This window comes from Nostoc sp. CALU 1950 (assembly GCF_051172895.1).
In the GTDB taxonomy this organism is placed as follows: domain Bacteria; phylum Cyanobacteriota; class Cyanobacteriia; order Cyanobacteriales; family Nostocaceae; genus Nostoc; species Nostoc edaphicum_A.
Map to the genome: position 1 here is coordinate 16,183 of NZ_JBDNJQ010000004.1, position 24,480 is coordinate 40,662.

Sequence of the window (24,480 nt, forward strand, 5' to 3'; positions counted from 1 at the left end):
CTTTGTTAATGACTAATGACCAATGACTAATGACCAAATGACCAATGACTAATGGCTAACAAAAATTCCAAATCTAAAATCCCAAATTTGTTACTCCCTTGGCTGGATACCCTAGCAATTACTGCTTGGGGCATTTTGATGTTGAGATATTGGCTAACTAATAAGCTGAACCTGTTGATTCACCCAAATTACTTTTGGTTGGTGATTGTGTGTGGTATCAGCTTCATCATTATTGGTTTATTCAAGATGCAGGAACTTTGGCAACGGCATCGCCGTGATGTTACACCAAACACCCAGCATATTAGTTTATTTCCCCCTGGTTGGGGCAGTGCTTTGTTGTTGACTACGGCGATTCTAGGTTTTATCATTACACCGCAAGTTTTTGCTAGTGACAAAGCACTCCAAAGGGGTGTGACGACTGATCTACTGGGAAGCACACGTGTTAAACCCCAAGCCTTTCGGGTTACTGTTCGTCCAGAAGAGCGATCGCTTGTAGACTGGGTACGCACCGTCAATGTCTATCCAGAACCAGACGCATATACAGGGCAAAAAGTCAAGGTGCAGGGATTTGTGATCCACCCGCCCGATATAGGAAAAGAATATTTGTTTTTAGCACGATTTGTCTTAACTTGCTGTGCAGCAGATGCTTACCCTGTGGGATTGCCCGTTAAACTACAAAATAATCAAGAGCGTTACTCCCCTGATACCTGGCTAGAAGTTGAAGGACAAATGGTGACAGAAAATTTGGCAGGTAAACGCCAACTTACCATTGCCGCTACCTCTTTCAAAAAGATTCCTCAACCGGAGAATCCTTATAGTTATTAGTCATTAGTCCTTTGTCCTTTGTCATTTGTGGATGACTAACGACCAATAGCCCAATGCCCCATGCCCCATGCCCAATGCCTAATGCCCAATAATCAATGACTAAATCTAAAGCATTTATTCAACCACTGGATCGGATAGCGATCGCACTAATGCTACTGCTGAGTGTGCTGATTGGGTTACTCGTATTGCAAGGTGATGTGGTAACTGCTCGTGTCCGGGAATTTACCTGGCAAAATCAACAAATTGGGGCAGAAGATAACTCCTTCACCCTCACCTTCAGCCGCCCAATGGAAGTAAAAAGTGTCGAGGATAACTTGAAAATTGAACCACCCCTAGCAGGTAAATTCAGTTGGGCAGGGCGGCGGATGGTTTATACACTGGTGACACCAGCACCTTATGGCACGAATTATAAAGTGCAGTTACAGGGAGCCAAAGATAAGTTTGCCCAGCAAGAAGGCAAAAATCGGGTGATACAGGCCTTTACAGGTAGCTTCCGCACACGCGATCGCGTCATCCTTTACATCGGAACCAATCAAGAAGAACAGGGACGATTAGTTCTTTACAACTTAACCGAAGAGCAAAAAAGGGTACTTACCCCCAAAGATTTGGTAGTAATGGACTTTGAATCGTTTCCTGATGGCGAGAAAATTTTATTTTCTGCTCGCACCAGCAACAATCAAGACTTACTTTCAGCCCAGCTGTACACAGTGACAACAGGCGTTTCTGGTAAATCTGAACAAGAAGTAGAACCAGCAGGTAGAGTTGACCTGATTTTAGATAGTAAAGATTATCAAAATCTCAAATTTGACTTATCACCTGATGGGGAAACTATTGTCATCCAGCGGGGAAACAAAACTAATCCCGGCGACTTTGGACTATGGTTTATGCCAGCAAACAGCGACGGTTCAGCAGAAAAACCCACCCCTAAACGTCTGCAAAGCCAACCTGGGGGAGACTTTATGATCACACCAGATAGTCAAGCCGTAGCAGTTGCTCAAGGACAAGGGGCAGCCATTCTACCACTGCAAGGTGATGCTAGCAAACCCCTAGATTTTCTGCCGCAGTTTGGTTTGGTACAGGCTTTCTCCAAAGATGGCTCTCAAGCAGCGATGGTAAAGTTTAATACAGATTACACGCGAGATTTGTTTTTAGTGACAAACCAAGGTGTGCAGAAACAACTATTAAAAACTACAGGCTCAATTCTCAGCTGCCAATTTGACATCGCCTCACCCACTCTCTACTGCTTGCTAACACAGCTAGTATCCAAAGAACAATATATAGAACAGCCTTATGTGGTGGCAATTGATCTGAAAAGCGGACAACAAAAACCACTGCTAGTACTGCCTCCCGCTCAACGAAATGTGCAAATGAGTTTATCTGCCGACGGTTTAGGCTTGTTATTTGACCAAGTAGTACCGCAGACAAATCCCCCAACATCATTACCTCCAAACACTTTGAAAACTGATGATGGAGATGCGATCGATACCAGTAGCCTGTGGTTAATGCCTTTGTTACCCATCGCTGATGCTGCGACAGTTGAAATTAGACCAGAACAACTCCCCTTTGCTGGATTTCGTCCCCGATGGCTACCTTGACGAACCAAATTCTGAGTTCAAAATGCTTAACCGAGTAGTATTGGGACTAGGAGGATCTTAAAACTTTGCTCCTGACAGTAGTTAGAAGGTTCGGGAATTTAAAAGAAGGGATAAATCTCTCCTACTCCTGCCTTGGTTAGTAAGAGTTTTGAACTACGAACTACGAATTATCATGACTCTTTCTTGGTAAAAAGCTAACAAATTTTCATTTACTGGAGATTTTAAAACCATGAATTGATAATTTGTCCAAGCTTCCCAAAAAATATAGATTGATAGTATTCCTAAGAAAATACGAAGTCCTAAACTCACTGTGGAATCTGGTAGTTTTGGCAATGTGCGAGTACTCATTTGAACGCCTAAAAGACCTCCACATCCCAAAACTATACCTTGAACAAACAGAATATTTCCCTCTAATGTGTGTCCTGTACAGGCAGCTAAAGCAGTGATGACAATTACACCCAAACTAGTTTGAATTGCTACTTTAATGTCTTCTCCTAGTAGCAACATTTGCAGTGGCACCATAATCGTACCGCCACCTAAGCCGAATAAACCTGCTAAAATACCTGCTGCTCCCCCAGTGCCGATTTTAGAAATTAATGGGTTAAATATTGGTGCTGTATTCTCTGTATCTTTAAAGGCCAATTGCTTACGAAGCTCAATCAAATAGATATTAGCGAGTAGGATGATGCCAAATGTAAAAAGTATTATATAAGATGGAATTTTATTGGCGAAATATACACCTATTCCAGTAGTTAGAAAAGCTGGAATTCCTAAGTAAATTACTCGTTTAAAGTCAAAGTAGCCCATCCACCAATTCTGCAAACTTCCAGAAATTGAAGTAATCACAATAGCAAGGCTACTAGTAGCGATCGCCTGAACGGGAGTATAACCTAGTGTGACTAAAAGAGGAATTGTGACAATACCGCCACCTATTCCTAAAAGTCCAGCTATGATTCCAGATATTAGACCCCCCGTCACTAAAATCAACCAACTATAATCAATCATAAATAGGTCTTTTTCTAGAGAACTGATAGTGCTGAGTGGGCATTGGGCATGGATTATTTTTGTTGTCCCCCTCATCCCCGTACTGTCACTGGATGGCTAACAATGCCTCCGTATAGCAATCCAGAATCATTCCACGGAACTTTAGTCGGTTGTGTATTACCTAAATTGTCAGTAGCACGAGCTTGGAGAAAATATTCCCCAGGAATTGGGTTCCATTCAATATCCCAGCGTACCCATGCAAATGGAAAGTTTGGTTCTCTGAGTCGTGCGAATTGCCAAGTTTTACCGCCATCTAGGCTGACTTCCACACGCGTAATCTTTCCTTTCCCAGACCAAGAACGTCCACGCAGTAAGTGAGTTCGAGCCGAAAGTGTAGCGGGCCAAGCCAACTCGAAAGCGCTCTTAACATTTTGATAGGTAATTAGTTTACCTTTATATGGTGCGATCGCTGGATAATCTGCACCAACCAGCACCATTTGCTCTGTCACCCACTGGGTATATATCGGTGTTTCCGAAACTTCAATCCGCTCAATCCATTTAACGTTGGCGTTTCCTCCCCAACCAGGGAATAAAACACGGCATGGCTGACCGTGATCTGGAGGTAATGGTTCTCCGTTCATTGCATAGACGACAAGCGAGTTATCTGCTAATGCCTTACTAATTGGAACTACACTGCTGAACTTGGATTTATTTGTCTCCTTTGAATCCAGCGAATCCACATCTGCACCTTCAACTAGTACATCTTTCGCTGTGGCTTTCAATCCAGCTCGCTCTAATAACATGCCAAGCGGTACACCAGTCCACTCAGCCACACCAATAGCTCCAAGTCTCCATTTTGCTCCAGAGAGTGGTGTGTTGTAAGCTTCTTCAAAGAAGCGCCGACCATTAGCAGCACACTCAATGGCACAAGTGACTGAGATGGACGGCATGGCAACGATTTCATCGTAAGTGAACTCACAGGGTGCAGAAACGCCAGTTCCGTGAATCTGCAAACGCCATGTAATCGGGTCAAAAGGGGGAGGTGTATGGCGGTTGTGAACATAGAACCAATCATTTGGTACTAAATAACCACGCCCATACATTGCTTCCCAGTTCATCTCTAATGTGCCTTTGCTATGAGAGATATACCCTGGTGGCAATGGCTTAAGTATTTTACTGCCTTTAGTTTTAATAGATGTCTGGCTGTGAGCAGGTGCAGGTTTAGCTAACCCAGCGACGGCTGTTGCACCAACCATAGTGGCTAGTATTTTTAGAAAGCGCTGGCGCGAAATACCTGCATCTGTACTTTTTTGCCAGATACACTCATCAACCCGTGCCTGTAAATAATCTTCCTGATCAAAGAGGTTTTCATCGCTCAAGCTATTACCCCCTTTTAATTCGTAATTCGTAATTCGTAATTAAGGCACAGAGAATAAGGCTTGATGAAGGAGCAGGGGAAATAGGGGAAGAACTATTGCCCAATGCCCAATAAATGCCCTATGCTCTGAAAAAACTAGCTGTTTATTGCTGTCCAGACACCAGTCATCTGATCTTGTGTGTAGTTGGGCAAATAATGAGTCAATCCGTTTTTAGCTATTTGAGCGATCGCATCTATAAAGCGATCGCAGTCTTCCAATGTATTATATACAGCAAAGCTGGCTCGGATAATACTAGGAATGTTACGTGTAATTCCTCTGTCTACTTCCTTGGCAATCTCACAGTCTTGCTCGTCTGAAATATTCTTGAGCTTGCGAATGTATTCATAAGTGCAGAAAGCCCCAGCCCGAACCCCAATGCCATATTCTTGTGCCAGAATTTCTGCCACTAAGCGTCCATCAAACCCATCAATATCAAAGGGAATAACATGGGCTAAATTATCTCCTGGAATATGTACTTTGACCCCAGGAATCAGCCCCAGCCGTGTATATGTGAATTCAACTAGAGAGTGTTCATACTGAGCGATGCGATCGCGCCCTAATGCTTCGATAATTTGAATTGCCTTGGCAATGGCGATCGCACCCATTGCGTTTGGTGTTCCAGGGTCATGGGCCCGTTCTGTATAAAAACGCTTGATCTCTAGATTCCTGGTGATATAAGGCAGGTTTCCACCCCCGATTTGATAAGGGTAAGAGCTATCAAAAAATTCCTTTGGCCCCAGCAAAACCCCGGTTCCATAGGGTGCATACATCTTGTGTCCAGAGAAAGCTACGAAATCTAAATGACATGGGTCATCATCTGCACCCATGTTTACTTGTTCATGCTGAATTAACTGACACACATCGGCAAATATCTTTGCACCATACCGATGTGCTAAAGCTGCAATTTCGTAAATCGGGGGTCTGTAACCTGTAATTGTTGAAGCACCTGTAATAGTTACTAACTTAATTTGCTCGGCTTCGGGGAGATTTTGGTGTGCCTTGAATATATCCTCAATTTCTGCAACACTTACACTTCCATCCGGCTGGGTTCTGTACTGCACAACTTCGTCTCTAGTGACCCAAGGTAGCAGGTTGGATGAATGCTCAATATCAGAAACTAAGATTTTCCCAGGTTTTTTTGCCCAAAGTGTGGCGGCTCCATTAATTGCTTCTGTTGTATTCTTCGCAAAGATTACATAGTTGTCTGAAGATGACCCGACAAAGTCCCGAATCACGTTCCGACTAGCGTCATATTCTCGTGTCGTAATGACGGATTTTTGCCCAGAACCTCGATGCACACTGCCATAAGTGTCAAGCATTTCGTCCACATGCTGCTTAAGGGTTGCAAAGGGTGTGGTTGTAGCTCCATTATCCAAGTTGACGTACTTGACATATTTTCCGTTAAGAGTTTTCACCTTAAAAGATAGAGATTCATCTGTGAATAACGGTCTGATTTCTTTATCCCAAAAACTGTCAAAATTTTCTGCAACCAGCGGTAATTGGGCAGCTTCTTGCTTTATATTTGCGCCCATTGCAAGTACGTCAGTCATCTTTAGCACCCCTATTTTAAATTTGGATTTTTTGGACAAGCCTAACTGCCACAACGCTTTATTTCGCGCCACATTTATATAAATAGGCAGTAATCATGGTCTTTATAACTACTTTGTTGCTAGTGGAAAACTCGGTTCTTACAATTATTCTTTAATAAGTTAATTAAAAATGATATCCGTACTAACACTTGATTAGAATAAAAATTCTGTTAATAAATATACAATGTAAACAATATTAATAAGTAGTCAAGTATACTTTAGACAATTTTCTTGTAGTCATTAAACAAACTTGACATATTGAAGGTAAGTTGAGATGAAAAGCCTCTCACTAACCAAGCCTGGAATTGCCCACTAGGACTGTATTTACTGAGAAAAAAGCCCATACTAAGTTGAGATTACTCTTTAAAAAAAATTTATTAATTTACTTAGATGGTTTGCTACTTCTACAACAATTATTTATAAGTATTTATTCTTATTTGTCACAATTTCATAACATTGTAGTTATGGCAGAAGCTCTTACTTGTTTGCTGACATTAAATAGCGATCGCTCAGATTACAGAATAATCATCGAATAGTAGATACTTGTACGGGCATCTATCTTAAGTAAGAAATGAGTCAGTATAAAATTGTGTTGAAGGAGACATTTTTGATTTGTATCTTAAGACGGATGCGATTATAAAAAATAAACTATAAGGTGAGGCAGTTTTTTCATGTAAAAAAACTTCATCAGCTAATAAAGTTTAGTTTTTAACGTATCGGGTTTCTCCTCCCTGCCGCCTACCTTCGAAGGCGGCCCGAGTTCCCCTTCCACTTCTTCTTGACGGCGCAGAGCATCATAGTGTTATAACGGCATCAGTCTAGATACAAAATAGGGAACACCAATTGATGATTAATTGCTGGTGCTTGGAGAGAGTTAAACTTAGCTTCTAGAGCAAACCCTGATTAGACACAGTTAATAAGCAATGCTAATGCCAGCACTGCTGAATTATTTTTAAGCGGGTGAGTCAAGAGTGATGAATGAAGCTGACACCTCAAACAAGGGGGCTGTGATGGAATCCCTAAATTCTGCTAATTCGCCACAATCAGAGCAGGCGAGTTGTCCCTTTTACTCAGTTGTGCCTAATGACAATATGACAGTTAGAAAACTGCCACTCCTCATGCCAGCTGAAGATACACAATTTTCACAAGATACTACCCAGCAGGACTGGGTTGCAGAGCCTGAAAGCGGCAAACAAGCACTTATTGACTCGGAATTTCAGAACCTGCTGGCATTGAACGAAGAATTACGTGCAGCTAACAATAACTTGTATGAACAAGTAGAGCAGCTAAAAGACAACCTAACTGAGTCAGAAAAGGTTTTGCAGTGGCAGAAAACGCGTTCCAGCGTGAGTGAGTCGATGCTCAACCAACATACTCAGGAACTGGCGGCGGCTCAAGAACAGATAAAGTCTTTATTTCAACAACTAGAAACTGCTGTACAAACTGTTCAACGCCAGGAAATTTTCATTGATACTTATAAAGCACAGCTACAAATTAGCCAACAACGCCTTGCCCAGCTAGAGCGAGAATGTACGTTGTTACACACTAACAACAGCGAACAGTCTCAGCAGCTATTGCAGTCAGAAACTGCTTGTCGGGAGTTACGTACTAGGCTGATGCGACAGCAACGCCAGACGCTGCAATTCAAAGCAGCTCTAGAAAAATGTTTAGATACATCGGTTCCTAGCTATGATTCCCTAGAAGATGCTGCAAAACATCCTAAAGACATAACTAGTGGACAAGGAAGATTCTCTAGAAAAGCTCGGTCTTTGTTTCCGAATGCACATCCAATTCAACCTTGGTCAGCAGAATCAGAATCTTTGACTGATAATCTAGATAATTCTTGGGGTGAACCCTCAGCACCAATCCCATTCCAAAGAAATGAAGCCACTCCGACGCCATCATCTCCTTGGAACTGGACAGTTAAGAAAGATACGCCAACACCAACACAGCCAGGATCATCTCCAGAAATTGATGATTCTTCAGATACAACGGAAGTTGTTTCACCTTTGGGTTCATCAAATTTAGATCAGCAATTAGATAGTCTAATCCAAATGTTTTTTACTTCCCAGCCTGCATCAGTATCACCACCACCACCTGCGAAAACTGATGTAGGTGATTCGCCCATCTGGGAGACTTTAGCAACAATCTTAGAAGACGATGAAGAACTAGAAAATCCACAGAAGGAGCAGTTGGAGGCAGAAATTAATCCCCCTGCAACTACCTCTAATTCTTGGAAAACAGATTCTGTGATTTCACCAGCCAATAACTTACCGATTTCCTCCACTCCACCTGACACCGAGACGCCTGTTGGAGAAACTGAAGACTACTGGTCAGAAGTTTCCCAATTGTCAGCAAGTGATTTGTCTTCAGAGTTATTAGGTGATAATACCAATGATGACAATTCACCTTCACCAGTAGTTTATCCTCAGCGTCCACCCAAGGGGCGTAAGTCATTGGCATCTGTGGAACTGCCGAATTTTCGCCCCAAGAGTTAAGAGAGACGCGATTAATCGCGTCTGTACAAGAGTTGGGAGTAATAAAGTGATTAGTGATTAATGACTAATGACTAATTCTTACTTCTGACTTCGGAATTATGGCTTCTGGGTTGGATTTTACTACCTGACTGCGCGATCGCGGTTTGCCTGTGGCGATCGCATAGTTAATCGCCAATAGCCACAGCCATAAGCCGGGATTCCGGGGTTCTAGCCAAAAACCTACCCGATTCAAGAAGCGCCCAAACCACGGACTCAGCAAAGCGCTAATTAGGGCATGACGACCAAAGTTGAAATAACTACCAAGCCATCTCAGCAAATCTCTTGGGCCAGCAAGTTCCCAAATCCATAAAAGCAAGGCAGGATTTTTCCTAGCTGCTTTCAGTGCGAGGCGGTTAAAGGTTAACCAATCACACCGATCTTTGATGAAGTTATCTGCCACCTCTGGCGGTTCATCTGCTAACAGCCCAAAAAAGGTGTTGAGCATGGAGTTAATTCGCTGGGGTGGTAAAAATTTCCCTGTGGGTACCATCATCCCTTTGGAAAATAACCAAGTCACTGAAACGTTGCTTTGGTAGGCGCGTATTTGGTTCAAGTGGCGGAAACTCAACAAGTCATGTTTGAGAGCAGTATCCAACAGCATTGTTAAGCGCTCTAAGTTGCGAACTAGGGAACCAAAACCGGTGAAGACGAGGGGAGACTGGAGTGATGCGGCATCACCGATCGCAATCAATCGATCAAAGGCAACTGTGCGATCGCGACTTCCCAGACTAAAATGCCCCGGTATATACCCAAATGTCGGCTTCTTCCACACCAATTTGTCCATATCGCACCTGCGATACTCTGGCAAAATTGTGAAAAAGTCTTCGTACATCTCTAGCAAGGAACCGGGATTTTCAGCATTGACTTCGTGGTAATGAAATAAATAAATCGTCAGTTCATCATCTGCTGCGGGAAACAATTCCCAAATCAACTGCCTTCCCCGCGAAATGTCTCCATGACTGTAAAGAACGTCCCCATATTGCGAATCCCATACTCCCGGCTCAAATCCGCTCTCAATTGCCGCTCCCACTGTTGGACAGACACTATCAAAAGCACGACCACCATTTAATTGCCAAGCGATGGGGGACGCAGTTCCCATTGCATCTATCAGCAGTCGTCCACTTACTTGCTTCTCAATCTGACTGGGCAAGTGCTTGACTTGCAAAACTACTTGTGATATATCAATATCTGCACGGATAAACTCTGTTTCATCCCAAATTTCACCGCCTGCCGCTTGCAGTTTTTGCCCACACATTTGGAGCCATTTTTCGGAATCTAAACCTAAATTTAGGACTGTGGGTGTGTGGAGGACGGGCGATCGCAGTTTGGCTGGATTATTAGCATCAAAAAACTTATTGAATCCGTCTTTGTATTCTCTGGCAATGATGGTTTCTAACTCAGCGGGGGTGACTAAACCCAGATTAACCAAGCTTTGAATCTCATCGCGGGAAATATTCCATTCTCGGTTCATTCGCCCAAAGGGCATCCGTTCCACCAGCAGGACTTTATATCCCAATTTTGCCATCAGTGCTGCATGGATTGCGCCTAGTGCGCCACCGATGTAGATGATGTCGTAAGTAGGGGATGAGGAGGATGAGGGGGATATTATTTTTCCATCTCCCCCTGCTCCCTCATCTCCCCCTGCTCCCCCTGCTCTTGTTCCTGAGTGGGAAAACACCACCTGACGCGGTTGCTGCGGATTCCGTACCCCTTCGCGCCATCGTTGTTCCCACCAGTAGGCACGCGTTAGATCATATTCACCGTTGGGCATTTTCTGAAAATACTTGACGGTGAGGGGGTAAGCAGAGCCTAGTGCGGCAAAAATCGATTGCTGGGATAAATCAATTGCTGGCGGTTCTGGGTAATGATGCGGAAAACGGCTTCTGATTTCCTTGGTCAGGCGTTGCAGGATTTGTCCCTCACAGGGAAAGGTTTGTTCTGCCCAACGAAACACTTTTAGATAGGTAGTTCGTTGCACCGACCAGACAAATACCGAAAGTTCCGCAGGCAAGTTTTCGGAAAGAGCCACTCCAGCAGTTGTAGTAGCACTGGGTATTTTGAGGCGAAAGCCTTCCGAGGTAAGCACTTTTTCTCCATTACCGGGTTCAAAATCTGTTTGTAACCAGTTACGCACAGTTGCTATATCCGGAGTTGGAATTTCTAAATAAAGGATTTCTCTCATCTTTTCCTGACATTTCCGATCAATCTACTCACTAAGACAGATTTTATTAAGGCACAAAGTAAGGTAAACTCCGCCCTAACTAGCTTCGTAAAGATTCAGTGAAGAAATTTTAAGAGTTTGTCAAATTTATTGTTCATTTTGTATTTCTGTAAACCCACGCCATGAATTATCCCATTCCAGACAGTCCCCAAGAAATTATTGACCTACGACAACAGCCGATTGATGAAGAACTAGTTGCTAGTGCGATCGCTGGAGTTATTAAAATTGTCCGCGCTCAAGGTCAATCTTTGGAAGAATTAACCGCTCAGTTGCTAGCAGATGATTCACTGCTGGATCAGCAACAACGTCGCTGGTTGAGCCAATTAGTTGCTCAATCCTGGGAAAATTTCTCCTAAAACCTTGTATATGATAAAGTTTTTGTCGCAGCATTAGATTTCTAGGTCTGTACCTAAATGTTAGCGATGCCTGCGGCGGGCTGCGCCTACGCATTTTAGATATAAAGTAACAATAATTGCCAGCATGGAATTGGCAATAGGTTTACTATTTTTGCATTTATGGCACAGCAGCCACTAAATTAACCATATCAGCACCGGGCACTAATCAGGAAAAAGGCGAAAGGTAAAAGTAATTACTTTTACCTTTTTAAATTGAGTTAGATTGCTTGAAAAAGAATTTTAGCTAAACCATTTCAGCTTATAGCGTTTCCTAATCACATGAGCTATATAATAATCCCCTCATTGCCTGCGGGGAGGGGGTTGGGGTGGTGTTCTTGTACCTCACCCAAGCGAGATTTCCTTAGATAAGCTTCGGAAAATGCTTATTAAGGCAAGTTTTATTTTTTACTTAATAATAAATAATTACCATACTTGAGGCTTTTTTGTGGTCTAAAAACCCATGCCTAATCACCTACGAAATTCGGGAAGCTCTTTTCCGAAATCTTATCAATTCATCTTGTGTAATATATTAATGTTTAAAAAATTCAATATACTATTACGCAATAACTAGTATTAAATAATACGTAATCACGTATTGCAATCCAACATATAAATCCTATTTTTTTTTTGAAAAAACTCAGTACATATCTATTTACTTCTTGGCTGTTCAGAGTTCCCTCCCTATACAAGTAAGTTCAGGAATAAAATCGGATTCCTATATAATATTTATGCCAGACTCACAGTTTCGACGAAATAACTCCCGACCTAAAAAGATATACAGTTTTTTTAAAAAGATGCAAAAGCTATCACTTTTCTCTATTACTTTTGCATACAATAGCGGAGTTGTTTTTTTGACAACACTTTACGCTATTGGCTTGAGCCTTGCAATAATCTTTTCTCTGACCAATAAGAATATTTTAGATATTAATAATAGTGGCTTTTATATAAGCTTTTTAGTTGTGATCATAGCAACAGTAGGAATATTTCCTGCTTCATATTTTGCTTATCTTTTTTATAGAAGAGAACGAACTCAAGCTGAACGTATTAAAAATGATTTAAAGCTATTAGGCTTGGTTACTGAAGATGAATATAATAATTTTGATCAGCTATATAAAACAGTTTACGATCCAATTCAGTTTGGAAGTTTTATACTTCTACTTACTTCAATATCAACACTTGTTTTGACAGTTTATTATATCAGTAAAGTAGAACCAGATAATCCAATTAAAAATTTACTTACTAGTACTCAATTAGGAATAATTTTTTATTCTTTCTTAGGAGCTTATTTGTTTGGAATTCGGCTTGTAATACGTCGTTACAATACATTTGACCTACAACCTCAAGTTTATGCCACTATCGTCCTACGTATTCTAGTTTCTGGAGCAATAGCATTTGGAATAGGGTTATTAATTGAACAAGGATATCTGATATCAGAAATGCCCCAGGAATCATTATCTCCTATTTCAAGCGCTGCGAAGGTATCTGATAGTAGCATCGTACAACAAAATCCATCTTCTGAACAACAGATACCTGATAAAGATAAATCAAATATCAATCGGAAAAATGATTATGCAGAAAAACTTCTTCCGTGGCAGATATTAGCTTTTCTGATTGGATTTTTCCCAGAACAAGGTTTACGCTGGATTGTTCTTGTTGGTAAACGCGCTTTTCGAGATCCAACACTTTATCAATATAATGAGCTTCCTTTAAGGAAAATTTTAGGTATCAATGAATGGCATCAAGCGCGATTAGAAGAATTGGGAATTGATGATGCTCAAAGTTTAGCGACTGCTGATATTTCCAAACTGCTTTTAACTACCCAATTTGATACTATGCAAGTAATAAATTGGATTGATCAAGCCATCTTACATATGAAAGCAGGAACAAGAACTGAACAATTTATTGCGTTTCAAATTACAACATATCACGAGTTATATACTCTACTCAACCAAATAAAATTAAAAGTATACGAAGCTGAAGTAAAACGAGAAGGTAGAAATAATTATAGTCAAGAGATCCCTAATGAAACTAAACAAAATCTAACAGATGAGAAATACAAACTATTAGATATTTTAAATGAAATTAGTTCTCACGTTAAAACAACGCCTAATAAAATTTCGCTTCAAGAGGATTACAGCAAACTTTTAGTTGCATTAGGATTTAACTTAACAGAATTAGAGCGTCTTTGTGATTACTCAAATTATCCTAATTATGTGCGGATAGAGGAGTATTACAAGAATCTTGAAAATATTACGCGTGAGCAAGCAAAGCGAGGGGCAAAGGAAATAATACGCTCTATAGATTTCGGTGGCGAAGTTGTTGATTTTACCAGAGGTAGTTATGGAGAAAGCTTAACTTCGCAGCAAAGAGAGGTAATTGAAAATCAAGTTAGTAGAATTTATGCTCAATTGCAATTTAGCCGCCCGACTCGTTCAACCGCTGAGGGATGGGTGCAATTGGGAATACGATATTATTTGCTCAATAAATTAGAGAATGCTCTAGAGGCTTATGAACGCTCTTTAAAAATTGACCTTCAAGTTGGGGCTTATATCGGACGGAGTTTGATATACATTGCTCTGGGAAATCAAGAAAGAGATCAGGGAAACTTGAAAGATGCCCTGAAAAAACAGAAAGAGAAAGATGTTCTGGTAAAACAGAAGCCAAATGAAGATATACCTGTCAATGCAACCAATGAAATCACAAAATTGCAAAACGAAATCCTATTTCATTATACCAACGCTCAAAATTACTATGAAAAAGCTATTTCTGACAACACATTTGCTATCAGAATAGTGCCTTATAATGCAGACGCATTTAATAATCGTGCAGTAGCTTACATGGAACAAGGTAACTTCATTACAGCCTTGGAAAATCTTGAAATAGCTTTACAGCATAATGATAGTCTTGCTACTGCTTACTACAATCGAGGAACAATTAGAAACACTCTAGGAACATCAGAAAAGAATTTTATAGAAGCAGCTTTTGACCTGGAACGGGCGTATTTATTAGGCTATCGCCCTGCTGCACTATGGGCAACTTGGGGATTAGTCTTACTTAACACAGGGCATTATCAAAAGGCAGTTGAAAAAATTAGTCAAGCTATTGCTCTTAGCGATGAAAATCCCGCACTACACTATGCGCGACGGGGGTTTGCTTATGTAGAATTGAGTAAGGAAGCGAAAGTGCAAAAGTTAAATTATTCCTCGGAATATGCCAAGCAAGCTAGTCGTGATTTTGATAGAGCAATTGAACTGTCTCCAGAGCTTACTATCACTTATATTCACTATGGATATCTCAAGATATTTGAAGGGAAATACGACAAAGCTATTAAGTACTACAAAAAAGCAATTGAGCAAGGAGCTAAAGATTACATAATCTACGCAAATCTAGCTGAAGTTTATTTCCAATGGGGGCAATTTAAGAACACAGGAATGACTGCGGATAATACAGATGCCAAACAGGATTATGAAGAATCCATAAAAAACTATGAAAAAGCAATTGAGCTAGAAGATAAAAGACCCGAAACCTTCTTCAATTTAGCAGTAGCATATTATATTACTAACAATATAGACAAAGCAAGAGAGAAGGCCTTAGAATCTGATAGAATAGTAAGTGAAATGACATCTTTGGAATCTTCTAGATATAGCTATCTCGTAGAGATTAACCAACTCAAAGTAGAAGTTTCTGATTTTCTAAAGGGACTTCCAAAGGATGGAGTCATTTAAGTATATTCAATTTGTAATGAAAAGCGAAGATTTGTAGTCATGAACATCACAATGTATTCTCCCAATAGTGCCCAAAAAGAAGATATAAGCGAAACAGATCCATCAATAAGCATGGGAATTAATATCTATAATCTTCCTCGTGAAAGTTGTGACAGCAAACGATCCTCGGTAAAGATGCCATACGGGGTTTATTTTGGCGGAGATATTTCTACAGGAGGTGGAGAGCCTGTTGGAGTTAAGAGATGGGTTGCTAATTGGCGCGATCTAGAAGGGAGCAACGCAAAAAAATGAAGTTCAGTTTTTGCAGTTGATTGCTATTAAAAAATCTGCATTTTTTATGTAAATATTTGTACTTTTTTTGGCATTGAGTGAAATTAAGTCGCCCCATTACCAGGGTGACTTAGTTTTACTCGTGCCCTAAAGAAAGAATTGATTTGTCAAAAGGGATTTTTTTGAGCCATTCTCGGACACAAGCAGTACAGAGATGGTATATAAATGCCAATAAGACAGCGACGGCATTCAATACGGTTCAGATAAGCACTCTTCACTTTCCTTGTGGTCTGGGAAAAGGTTAAAGGGTAAGCGGTAGCTGTATTTAAAACCTTTCCCCTTTAACCGAACCGTATTGCGACGGCATCCACCTACTGTCGTGCCATAACAGTACGCATCTCGGCTTCTGTGTCTTGAATCAAATCTCCACTAACATCAACGATCGCACGATAAATCTTGCCTGTAAACTTGAAGGGCGGTTCATAATCGGGTGTTACAGGCGCACCAGGGGCTATCCCACAGGTCACGCCACTGGTTAGACCTAGTGCTAAGGGAGTAGTTACAGGGATATCAGCTTGTCCGACTAATTTCCCGTCGATATAAAGTTGGGCGCGACCCGGCGATCCTTTCCCCTTCGCTAAATCCGGCTGACCCGTTACTTTGAACTCAAAGCGCAACTGATGGCGACCCTCCGGGACTGACTCTACAGACTCTACATGATAGAGCGATCGCGCTACATAGTTATGAACCCAGTGAAGTTTACCATTTTTGATATAAAAGGAGTAGCCACTATCATTACCCCCGTGAGCAAGTAATACTCCTTCTGCACCACCGATGGGAATTTCGACATCAGCCGTAATACTATGGGGACGATTTAACACTCTAACGGCACTATTGGCTGGAATCGCCTGAGTATCGGGATAGTAAATATAGCGGGTACGATTGACAGCAATCTGAGGACGTTCTTCTGCCAATCGTTGCGTGCCACGTCCATCCACAGGCAACACATTATATTTACCCGCCTCTACATACCAAGTAGCAATCATCTCAATTAGCTTAGGGCGGTTGTCAGCAGCAATGTTGTGATTTTCCGCAAAATCCTTAGCGACATGATACAGTTCCCAATGATGGGTATCCAAGTCTGTAAGGGTTTGGGCTGAGATTGACGCACCAAAAAACTGCCCTGCTTCTGTAAATGATGGCCCAGGCCAAGGACAAACCGCCCGCCAGCCATCATAGTAAAGAGAGCGATGTCCCATCATCTCGAAATACTGGGTAAGATGCTTAGTGGGTGCGTCAGTATGATTAAAAGTATGGGCGAAGCTTACACCTTCAAGGGGGGATTGAGTAACACCCTTGATAGTTGTGGGTGGTTCAATTTCTAGTAGGTCAAGCACCGTCGGCACTAGGTCAATGGCATGGGCATACTGAGTACGGATTTCGCCTTTTGCCTCAATGCCTTTAGTCCAATGGACGATCAAAGGATCGCTGATTCCACCCCGATAGGTTTCCCGTTTCCAACGACGAAAAGGCGTATTACCTGCCCAAGTCCAGCCCCACGCATAATGGTTGAAGGTTTCTGGACTGCCTAGCTTGTCGAGTGCCTTGAGATTTTCCTCTAGGGATTCTGGCACATTGTTAAAAAAGAGGTTCTCATTAACCGAACCAGTGGGCCCACCTTCCGAACTTGCCCCATTGTCCGAGATGACCATAATTACAGTATTGTCGAACTCGCCGATAGATTTGAGGAAGTCGAGTAAGCGACCAATGTGGTAGTCAGTATGGGTTAAAAAGCCAGCAAAGACTTCCATCATACGGGCATAAAGCCGTTTTTCTGCTGCTGAGAGAGTATCCCAGTGAGAGACATCGGGATCATGGCGGGAGAGTTCGGCATCGGCGGGGACGATACCCATTTCCTGCTGACGGGCAAAAACCTTTTCCCTGTAAGCTTCCCAACCATCATCAAACTGTCCGGCGTAGGCATCAGCCCATTCTTTCGGCACATGATGAGGGGCGTGCATCGCCCCAGGACAGAAATACATGAAGAAGGGCTTATCGGGGGCAACCTGCTTGGCATCAGCGATGAAGCTAATTGCTTTATCTGCTAAGTCTTCAGTTAAATGGTAGCCTTCTGCGGGGGTCTTTTCTGGCTTGACGGTGTGGTTATCATAAACCAATTCGGGATAATACTGGTGGGTTTCTCCTCCCAGAAAACCATAAAAACGTTCAAAACCGCGACCAAGAGGCCAGCGATCATAGGGGCCGGCGGCAGAAAGCTGGTGTGAGGGTGTTAAATGCCATTTCCCGATCGCATAGGTGTTATAACCCTTCTGTAGTAATATCTCCGAGAGAAACCCATTTTCAAAGGGAATATTCCCGTTACCACCGGGATAACCGGTAGAACCTTCTGTAATGCAGGACATGGCGTTGGAATGGTGATTGCGCCCAGTCAGCAGACAAGAACGGGTGGGTGAACACAACGCTGTCGTGTGTAAATTGTTGTAGCGCAAGCCATTGGCGGCTAATGTGTCTAGGTTGGGTGTTTTGATCGGACTTCCGTAACTCCCAAATTGCCCAAAGCCCGTATCATCGAAGACAATAAATAGCACGTTTGGTGTGCCTTCTTTGGCTCGCAAAGGTTCTGGCCAAGCAGGACTGGATTTATCAACTGTCCGTCCTATCACACCAGGGAAAGTATTTCCGGATTTGTATTCACGTAGAGACATAAACCTAAACTCCTTATCTAGGTTGACGGGTGGCTGACTATAACGAGTTAATTTCCCTACTCAATCCGGCTAATCTGCGCTTATTCCAGATTGAGTAAGGAACACCTACAAAAGCTCCCAAAATTACATAAGCTACCAGCGTTGGAATCACCTGCTGCTGTATATGATTCAAAATAGCGATAAATAAAGCTAAACCAAAATTGCGAGCAATACAGAAAATTGCCAAGATAGCCCGCGTATCATCATCAAGTCTGCCTAAAGCGTGTCCAATTCCTAAAGAAGCAATCACCATAATCGAGATCGCAACGAGTGGTAATTCCCCAACTTGGAAAAACAGCGGAAGCCCTAAGATGCAAGCTAAAACGACCAATACCGAAAAAACACCATTAGCAATAAAAGTTAAATGTTGGGCAATCTTTTCGGCAAATGTAGGAGCGAACTTTTGAATCAAAAGACCGAGGCTGACAGGCAATAACTGTACCAAAATGACTTGCTGGGCAACTTCTGAAATTGCCACCTTTTGCGAAATATTTTTAAATAAAGTGGCAAAAATCTCCAAAGTGAGGGGAGTAACAAAAACCGCAAGTATTGCCAGGGTTACCTGAAGACTCGCTGCGTAGCATAACCTGCCTCCAGCCGTTTGCGATCGCTTTGTGCTTAGAGGCGCACCTGGTGAAGCTGCTAACAAAGCCAACCCTATCATTACTTCTGATGGTAAGTTAAACAGTTTCAGCAAGAAAATAACCACTAGAGGAACTAGCACAATAACGGCTAGAAGCACACGGAATACTAAGGCAGGTTTTCGCCAGAAGGAAAGCATCTTTTCAAAAGAGAGGTTGCTCCCTATGGCTAACATCAGAGAAAAAATAGTGACTTTAACGAGAATCAATAGTAAAGGATGATGCATACCTTTAAAATGGCTGATATTGGGTGTGGTCAACTCACCCTGATTCAATAGTTTATCTAGTCAATATTTCAACTCATCTACTAATTTTAATAGACGATAAGCAATGCATTCTTTACACAAAAATCAGACTAATTTAATGATGTTGTAATCCGAATTATATGCGGGTAAAAACTTTAGTTGAAAGTTATGAAGTACTTGGATAACTAATCTAGCAATATCTTGAGGTTGATGAAAACTAGCATTAGGGACTTGCAGAGAAATAAGATAACAGCTAGTGTAAAAGATTAACCCCAAAGCATTTGTAAATGGTGGCTAGTACCACAAGGCAGAAATAAACCAATCATTCCAAATCAACGAAACTCTTATGCTGTATTCATTTTTAATTTTTAATTTTTAATTTTTAATTCCGCCTTGCGGTACTAGGTGGTTAAATTATCTGGCTGATGATTACCCAATTGTTGATAAATAATCGGAGAAAGCGATCGCACATTGGCGATCGCTTCCCCTTCTCATCCAAAAACGCAAACTTTTATTACACTACACGTCCCTTTTGTCAACTAGAAGCTTTCACCGCCGCTTCCGCTTGGGAGTGTAATAACAAACCATATTCCAAGCCCTCCACCACAGCTTGATAGGAAGCCGCCAAAATATTGGTAGAAACCCCTACCGTCGTCCAGCGTTGACGACCATTACCCGATTCTACCAACACACGAGTTTTTGCCGCAGTGCCCGTATGTCCGTTGAGAATCCGTACTTTGTAATCTGTCAAATCAAAGGTTGCAATTTGGGGATAAAAATTCACCAAAGCCTTACGTAAAGCCGCATCCAAAGCTGCCACGGGGCCGTTACCTTCCGCCGCCTCCAAAATATTTTTCCCTTCAACGGCGACTTTGACAGTAGCTAGGGCATTGCTAGTTTCTTTCCCTTCAATCAAGTCACAGTGGACTTGGAAACCTTTGACTTCAAAAAACTTCTGGCGATCTCCCAAAGCTTCGTGCATCAACAGCACAAAACTAGCCTCGGCTGCTTCAAATTGAAATCCTTCACTCTCCAAATCTTTGAGGCGCTGGAGAATTTCCCTAGCCTCTGCCTTTTGCTGATCCAGTTCAATGCCAAAACTGCGGGCTTTGGCTAAAACATTACTGAGTCCAGACTGTTCAGAAATCACGATGCGGCGACGATTTCCGACTTGTTCCGGTTGAATGTGTTCGTAAGTTAGGGGATTACGTTCCACAGCTGATACATGAATACCGCCCTTGTGGGCAAAAGCCGAACGTCCCACAAAGGGAGCATGTTCATCTGGCGCGAGGTTGACGACCTCACTCACAAAACGACTAGCTTCTGTAAGTTGTGTGAGCTGGTCTTCTGTGATACAACTGTAACCCGCCTTCAGTTGTAAATTGGGAATTAACGAACAGAGGTTAGCATTGCCGCAACGTTCACCGTAACCATTAATTGTGCCCTGTACCATCTTTGCCCCTGCCATCACGGCAGCTATTGCGTTAGCAACCGCCATTTCCGAATCGTTATGAGTATGAATTCCAATTTGAGGAATTGTCCTTTGTCCTACCCTGCGGGAAGCCGCTGGCGCGTCTATGTCCTTCGTCATTGGTTCTTGACAAATGACTAATGACAAATGACTAATGACATCTTGAACAATTTGGGTAATTTCGTGGGGTAAAGTGCCACCATTGGTATCACAAAGAACTAGCCATTCAGCACCAGATGCGATCGCAGCCTCTAATGTCTGTAAAGCATAATCTCGATTGTGCTTGTAGCCATCAAACCAATGTTCGGCATCGTAGATAATACGACGACCTTGAGAACGGAGGTACTCAATAGTGTCGCGAATCATCGCCAAATTTTCTTCTAATGTCGTCTTGAGGCCTGTTGTGACATGTAAATCCCAAGACTTACCAAAAATCGTTACCCAGCGAGTTCCCGCAGCCAAAATATCCTGTAGCATCGGTTCGGTGGCGGCAGTAGAATTGGGGCGTCGAGTCGAACAAAAAGCAACAATTTCAGCTTGTTTGAGCGGATCTTCTTGAAGTTGCCAGAAAAATTGTACATCCTTAGGATTGGCACCAGGCCAACCGCCTTCAATGAAGGGAATTCCCAGTTGATCAAGTCTACGGGCAATGCGTAACTTATCTTCTATCGATACCGATAGCCCCTCGCGCTGAGTGCCATCCCGTAGTGTAGTGTCATAGAGCCAAAGTTGAGGTGAGGAATTTGTGGTCATAAAACTGGGACCGACGAGACAACTTTCGAGGCAATGTGTCAATATACAACAAAAAGCCAGTTTGGCAATTTAAAAATGCCTAAAGTACTAGCTGAAGGTAAAACAATTGATTGCGAACAGGGAAGCAATCTCCGAAAAATTTTGCTGCAAAATAGTATTGAACTCTACAATGACGGTGCTAAGGTAATAAACTGTCGGGGCATTGGCAGTTGCGGTACCTGTACGGTTAAGGTAGAGGGCAAAGTATCAGCAGCGAATTGGCGTGATCGAGCACGGCGTTCGCTTCCTCCCCATTCTCCTACAACAGACTTGCGTTTAGCCTGTCAAACTCAGGTTTTGGGCGATGTGAAAGTGACAAAGTTTGATGGATTTTGGGGACAAGGTTCTCGAATAGTGTGGACACCAAAAGGTTAAAAAGGAGTTAAGACAAGATGGGTAGATGGACACCCTTAATTTTAATGGCTGGAGGTTTAGCCATTCTGCTTGGTACATTACTGGGCATCAACTTTCCTATGGGCGTACAAAGCGCTAACGCTCCCAGCGACAAGAAATCAGAAGTCCTGCCAGCTAATATCAATGTTAATAGCAGTGCTGGCAGCAAGAATGAAGAAACTGCAACTGAAGGAAACGAAACTGCTGAAACTAACGAACCCAGACGTAGTATTGTAGCCCCAAGACCTGACAACAGGAGTAGCGTTGCTCAGAATCCTTCTGATGACTCAACATCACCTGCTGACAGTACAACAGACGGCACAGATACTTCTGGAACAGACACGCCATCAAGCGATGTCAATCAAGGCAACGAACCAATTCGAGCTTTGTGGTAACTGAACAGTGCTAAGTTCTGTTAGCGGTAGCGGGGCGTTTAGCTCGTAACGAGTGCTGAGTAAAAAATAAAATTAATTGCACTCAGCATTCCTGATGAAGATAGATCCGTCTTTAGTTACGAGTTATAAGTTATAAGTTATGAGTTATTAGTTATGAGTTATTAGTTATGTACTAATGATAAATGGCTAATGATAGATGACTAATGACTAATGACTAATGACTAGTGAGACTGTAATTATTGGTGGCGGCGTTATTGGTTTAGCGATCGCCATTGAACTAAAACTGCGCGGGACACAGGTCACCGTGCTTTGTCGTGACTTCAAGGCTGCCGCTACCCACGCCGCCGCTGGGATGTTAGCACCAGATGCGGAAAACATTTCTAATGAGGCAATGCGCTCCTTGTGTTGGCGATCGCGTGCTTTATATCCCGACTGGACGCGCAAATTAGAAGAACTGACCGGCTTAAATACTGGCTACCGTCCCTGCGGTATTCTTGCACCCCTCTTTGAAGAGGCAGGGGGGCAGGGGGGCAGGGGAGCAGGGGAGCAGGGGAGCAGGGGGGAAAGTCTTTCCCCTTCATCCCCGGCTTACTGGTTAACCAAAGAGGCAATTCATCAATATCAGCCAGGATTGGGAGCAGATGTAGTTGGTGGGTGGTGGTATCCTGAAGACGCACAAGTTGATAATCAGGCTCTAGCTCAGGTATTGTGGACGGCGGCTGAGTCTGTTGGTGTTGAACTGAAAGACGGGATTACAGTAGAAGCATTTTTACAGCAGCAGGGACAAGTAGTTGGCGTGCAAACCAATGCTGGAATAATTCGCGCCGCGCACTATATTTTAGCTTCAGGTGCTTGGTCAAATGAATTGTTACCATTACCTGTGCGTCCCCGAAAAGGACAAATGCTGAGTGTGAGAGTACCGGAATTTGTACCGGAATTGCCCTTAAAGCGGGTTTTATTTGGACAGGATATTTACATCGTACCAAGACGCGATCGCCTTGTTCTTGGGGCAACCAGCGAAGACGTTGGCTTCATCCCTGACAATACCCCAGAAGGTATTCAAAAATTACTACAAGCTGCTATCCGGCTGTATCCCCAACTCAAGCATTATCCCATCCAAGAATTCTGGTGGGGATTTCGCCCAGCCACCCCTGATGAGTTGCCCATCCTTGGCACTAGCCACTGTCAAAATTTAACCCTTGCTACTGGTCATTACCGCAACGGAATTCTACTTGCGCCCATAACCGCCGCATTGATTGCCGATTTCATCTTGGAACAAAAATCTGACCCCCTACTTGCTAATTTTCACTATTCGCGCTTCCAGTCCAAGCCATCTACCTCCACCCCAATGCTGACTCACTCTGCCAATTTCTCCAATGGGCATCGTACCCTAGACACGATGAATCGCGTCTCTACAGATTCCCCATTAATTATTGCTGGTAAAACCTTTCAATCTCGTTTGATGACGGGAACTGGTAAGTATCGCAGCATTGAGGAAATGCAGCAAAGCGTCGCCGCTAGCGATTGCCAGATTGTCACCGTAGCAGTACGACGGGTACAAACCAAGGCCCCCGGACATGAAGGTTTAGCTGAAGCCTTAGATTGGACAAAAATCTGGATGTTACCCAATACCGCAGGTTGCCAAACTGCTGAAGAGGCGATTCGGGTAGCGCGTTTAGGGCGAGAAATGGCGAAATTGTTGGGACAGGAAGACAATAACTTTATCAAGTTAGAAGTAATACCAGACCTTAAGTATTTACTTCCAGATCCAATCGGGACGCTGCAAGCCGCAGAACAATTAGTCAAAGAAGGTTTTGCAGTATTGCCTTATATCAACGCTGACCCCATGTTAGCCAAGCGCTTAGAAGAAGTAGGCTGTGCTACGGTAATGCCTTTGGCATCGCCAATTGGATCTGGACAAGGGCTGAAAACAACCGCCAATATCCAAATCATCATCGAAAATGCAGGTGTACCAGTGGTAGTCGATGCAGGTATTGGTTCACCCTCAGAAGCCGCTCAGGCAATGGAATTGGGAGCAGATGCCTTGTTGATTAATAGTGCGATCGCACTTTCTCCAAATCCAGCAGCAATGGCTCGTGCTATGAATTTAGCAACAGTTGCCGGTCGTCTAGCATACCTTGCTGGCAGAATGCCTATTAAAGACTACGCCAGTCCTAGTTCACCTCTAACCGGGACAATTACTAGTTAGGGAATGGGGA

Annotated in this window: 16 protein-coding genes and 1 pseudogene; 9 read left to right on the top strand and 8 right to left on the bottom strand. The window is 42.7% G+C overall.

Annotation, left to right across the window (positions count from 1 at the left end):
• Positions 1-51: 51 nt before the first annotated feature.
• Entirely contained in the window at positions 52-825 is a 774-nt protein-coding gene (locus tag ABF638_RS02015; protein ID WP_435019804.1) for a TIGR03943 family putative permease subunit, read from the top strand.
• 95 nt (positions 826-920) lie between these two features.
• Positions 921-2,420 (top strand): hypothetical protein, encoded by a 1,500-nt coding sequence (locus ABF638_RS02020; protein WP_435019806.1) that lies wholly within the window; start codon positions 921-923, stop codon positions 2,418-2,420.
• A gap of 153 nt (positions 2,421-2,573) precedes the next feature.
• Here the strand turns inward: ABF638_RS02020 and ABF638_RS02025 are convergent, their stop codons facing one another.
• From ABF638_RS02025 to ABF638_RS02035, 3 genes are all read right to left on the bottom strand, one after another.
• On the bottom strand, positions 2,574-3,425 hold the full coding sequence (locus ABF638_RS02025) for a sulfite exporter TauE/SafE family protein (RefSeq protein ID WP_435019808.1): 852 nt from the start codon (positions 3,423-3,425) through the stop codon (positions 2,574-2,576).
• A 71-nt stretch (positions 3,426-3,496) separates the two neighbouring features.
• The gene (locus tag ABF638_RS02030; protein WP_435019810.1) at positions 3,497-4,783 is read right to left on the bottom strand and encodes a sulfite oxidase; all 1,287 of its coding nucleotides are present in this window, start codon (positions 4,781-4,783) and stop codon (positions 3,497-3,499) included.
• 134 nt (positions 4,784-4,917) lie between these two features.
• Entirely contained in the window at positions 4,918-6,372 is a 1,455-nt protein-coding gene (locus ABF638_RS02035) for an aminotransferase class V-fold PLP-dependent enzyme (RefSeq protein WP_435019812.1), read from the bottom strand.
• Positions 6,373-7,385: 1,013 nt separating this feature from the next.
• Here ABF638_RS02035 and ABF638_RS02040 point away from each other — a divergent pair.
• Positions 7,386-8,909, top strand: coding sequence for a hypothetical protein (locus ABF638_RS02040; RefSeq protein WP_435019814.1), 1,524 nt, complete (start codon positions 7,386-7,388; stop codon positions 8,907-8,909).
• A gap of 64 nt (positions 8,910-8,973) precedes the next feature.
• Here the strand turns inward: ABF638_RS02040 and ABF638_RS02045 are convergent, their stop codons facing one another.
• The gene (locus ABF638_RS02045) at positions 8,974-11,130 is read right to left on the bottom strand and encodes an NAD(P)/FAD-dependent oxidoreductase (RefSeq protein ID WP_435019816.1); all 2,157 of its coding nucleotides are present in this window, start codon (positions 11,128-11,130) and stop codon (positions 8,974-8,976) included.
• Positions 11,131-11,291: 161 nt separating this feature from the next.
• Here ABF638_RS02045 and ABF638_RS02050 point away from each other — a divergent pair, with 161 nt between their 5' ends.
• The 3 genes from ABF638_RS02050 (at position 11,292) to ABF638_RS02060 (ending at position 15,580) form a co-directional block, all read left to right on the top strand.
• Positions 11,292-11,525 (top strand): hypothetical protein, encoded by a 234-nt coding sequence (locus ABF638_RS02050; RefSeq protein ID WP_069071020.1) that lies wholly within the window; start codon positions 11,292-11,294, stop codon positions 11,523-11,525.
• A gap of 833 nt (positions 11,526-12,358) precedes the next feature.
• A complete protein-coding gene (locus tag ABF638_RS02055) occupies positions 12,359-15,289 on the top strand; it encodes a tetratricopeptide repeat protein (RefSeq protein ID WP_435019818.1) in 2,931 nt (976 codons plus the stop codon).
• Between the two features lie 39 nt (positions 15,290-15,328).
• Positions 15,329-15,580 carry a hypothetical protein gene (locus ABF638_RS02060; RefSeq protein WP_435019820.1) on the top strand — a complete coding sequence of 84 codons (252 nt, stop codon included), beginning with the start codon at positions 15,329-15,331 and terminating at the stop codon, positions 15,578-15,580.
• Between the two features lie 350 nt (positions 15,581-15,930).
• Here the strand turns inward: ABF638_RS02060 and ABF638_RS02065 are convergent, their stop codons facing one another.
• The 4 genes and pseudogenes from ABF638_RS02065 to cimA all read right to left on the bottom strand — a co-directional run bounded on the left by ABF638_RS02065 (position 15,931) and on the right by cimA (position 21,434).
• Positions 15,931-18,285 carry an arylsulfatase gene (locus ABF638_RS02065; protein WP_435019822.1) on the bottom strand — a complete coding sequence of 785 codons (2,355 nt, stop codon included), beginning with the start codon at positions 18,283-18,285 and terminating at the stop codon, positions 15,931-15,933.
• Positions 18,286-18,322: 37 nt separating this feature from the next.
• Complete coding sequence (locus tag ABF638_RS02070; RefSeq protein WP_435019824.1) at positions 18,323-19,240, bottom strand: bile acid:sodium symporter family protein; 918 nt, start codon at positions 19,238-19,240, stop codon at positions 18,323-18,325.
• A gap of 15 nt (positions 19,241-19,255) precedes the next feature.
• Positions 19,256-19,453 (bottom strand): annotated as a pseudogene (locus tag ABF638_RS02075) (transposase); the annotation flags it as partial.
• A gap of 292 nt (positions 19,454-19,745) precedes the next feature.
• A complete protein-coding gene (cimA, locus tag ABF638_RS02080) occupies positions 19,746-21,434 on the bottom strand; it encodes a citramalate synthase (protein WP_435019826.1) in 1,689 nt (562 codons plus the stop codon).
• A 75-nt stretch (positions 21,435-21,509) separates the two neighbouring features.
• Here cimA and ABF638_RS02085 point away from each other — a divergent pair, with 75 nt between their 5' ends.
• The 3 genes from ABF638_RS02085 (at position 21,510) to thiO (ending at position 24,470) form a co-directional block, all read left to right on the top strand.
• On the top strand, positions 21,510-21,848 hold the full coding sequence (locus tag ABF638_RS02085; RefSeq protein ID WP_181931696.1) for a 2Fe-2S iron-sulfur cluster-binding protein: 339 nt from the start codon (positions 21,510-21,512) through the stop codon (positions 21,846-21,848).
• A gap of 17 nt (positions 21,849-21,865) precedes the next feature.
• Positions 21,866-22,261, top strand: coding sequence for a hypothetical protein (locus tag ABF638_RS02090; RefSeq protein WP_435019828.1), 396 nt, complete (start codon positions 21,866-21,868; stop codon positions 22,259-22,261).
• Positions 22,262-22,478: 217 nt separating this feature from the next.
• Positions 22,479-24,470, top strand: coding sequence for a glycine oxidase ThiO (gene thiO / locus ABF638_RS02095; RefSeq protein WP_435019830.1), 1,992 nt, complete (start codon positions 22,479-22,481; stop codon positions 24,468-24,470).
• The last annotated feature ends 10 nt before the right edge of the window (positions 24,471-24,480 follow it).

Bases quoted from the DNA above. Each gene is read 5' to 3' on its own strand.
- ABF638_RS02015 (WP_435019804.1), top strand. From the start codon at position 52: ATGGCTAACAAAAATTCCAAATCTAAAATCCCAAATTTGTTACTCCCT.
- ABF638_RS02020 (WP_435019806.1), top strand. From the start codon at position 921: ATGACTAAATCTAAAGCATTTATTCAACCACTGGATCGGATAGCGATC.
- ABF638_RS02025 (WP_435019808.1), bottom strand. From the start codon at position 3,425: ATGATTGATTATAGTTGGTTGATTTTAGTGACGGGGGGTCTAATATCT.
- ABF638_RS02035 (WP_435019812.1), bottom strand. From the start codon at position 6,372: ATGACTGACGTACTTGCAATGGGCGCAAATATAAAGCAAGAAGCTGCC.
- ABF638_RS02040 (WP_435019814.1), top strand. From the start codon at position 7,386: ATGAATGAAGCTGACACCTCAAACAAGGGGGCTGTGATGGAATCCCTA.
- ABF638_RS02045 (WP_435019816.1), bottom strand. From the start codon at position 11,130: ATGAGAGAAATCCTTTATTTAGAAATTCCAACTCCGGATATAGCAACT.
- ABF638_RS02050 (WP_069071020.1), top strand. From the start codon at position 11,292: ATGAATTATCCCATTCCAGACAGTCCCCAAGAAATTATTGACCTACGA.
- ABF638_RS02055 (WP_435019818.1), top strand. From the start codon at position 12,359: ATGCAAAAGCTATCACTTTTCTCTATTACTTTTGCATACAATAGCGGA.
- ABF638_RS02060 (WP_435019820.1), top strand. From the start codon at position 15,329: ATGAACATCACAATGTATTCTCCCAATAGTGCCCAAAAAGAAGATATA.
- ABF638_RS02065 (WP_435019822.1), bottom strand. From the start codon at position 18,285: ATGTCTCTACGTGAATACAAATCCGGAAATACTTTCCCTGGTGTGATA.
- cimA (WP_435019826.1), bottom strand. From the start codon at position 21,434: ATGACCACAAATTCCTCACCTCAACTTTGGCTCTATGACACTACACTA.
- ABF638_RS02085 (WP_181931696.1), top strand. From the start codon at position 21,510: ATGCCTAAAGTACTAGCTGAAGGTAAAACAATTGATTGCGAACAGGGA.
- ABF638_RS02090 (WP_435019828.1), top strand. From the start codon at position 21,866: ATGGGTAGATGGACACCCTTAATTTTAATGGCTGGAGGTTTAGCCATT.
- thiO (WP_435019830.1), top strand. From the start codon at position 22,479: ATGACTAGTGAGACTGTAATTATTGGTGGCGGCGTTATTGGTTTAGCG.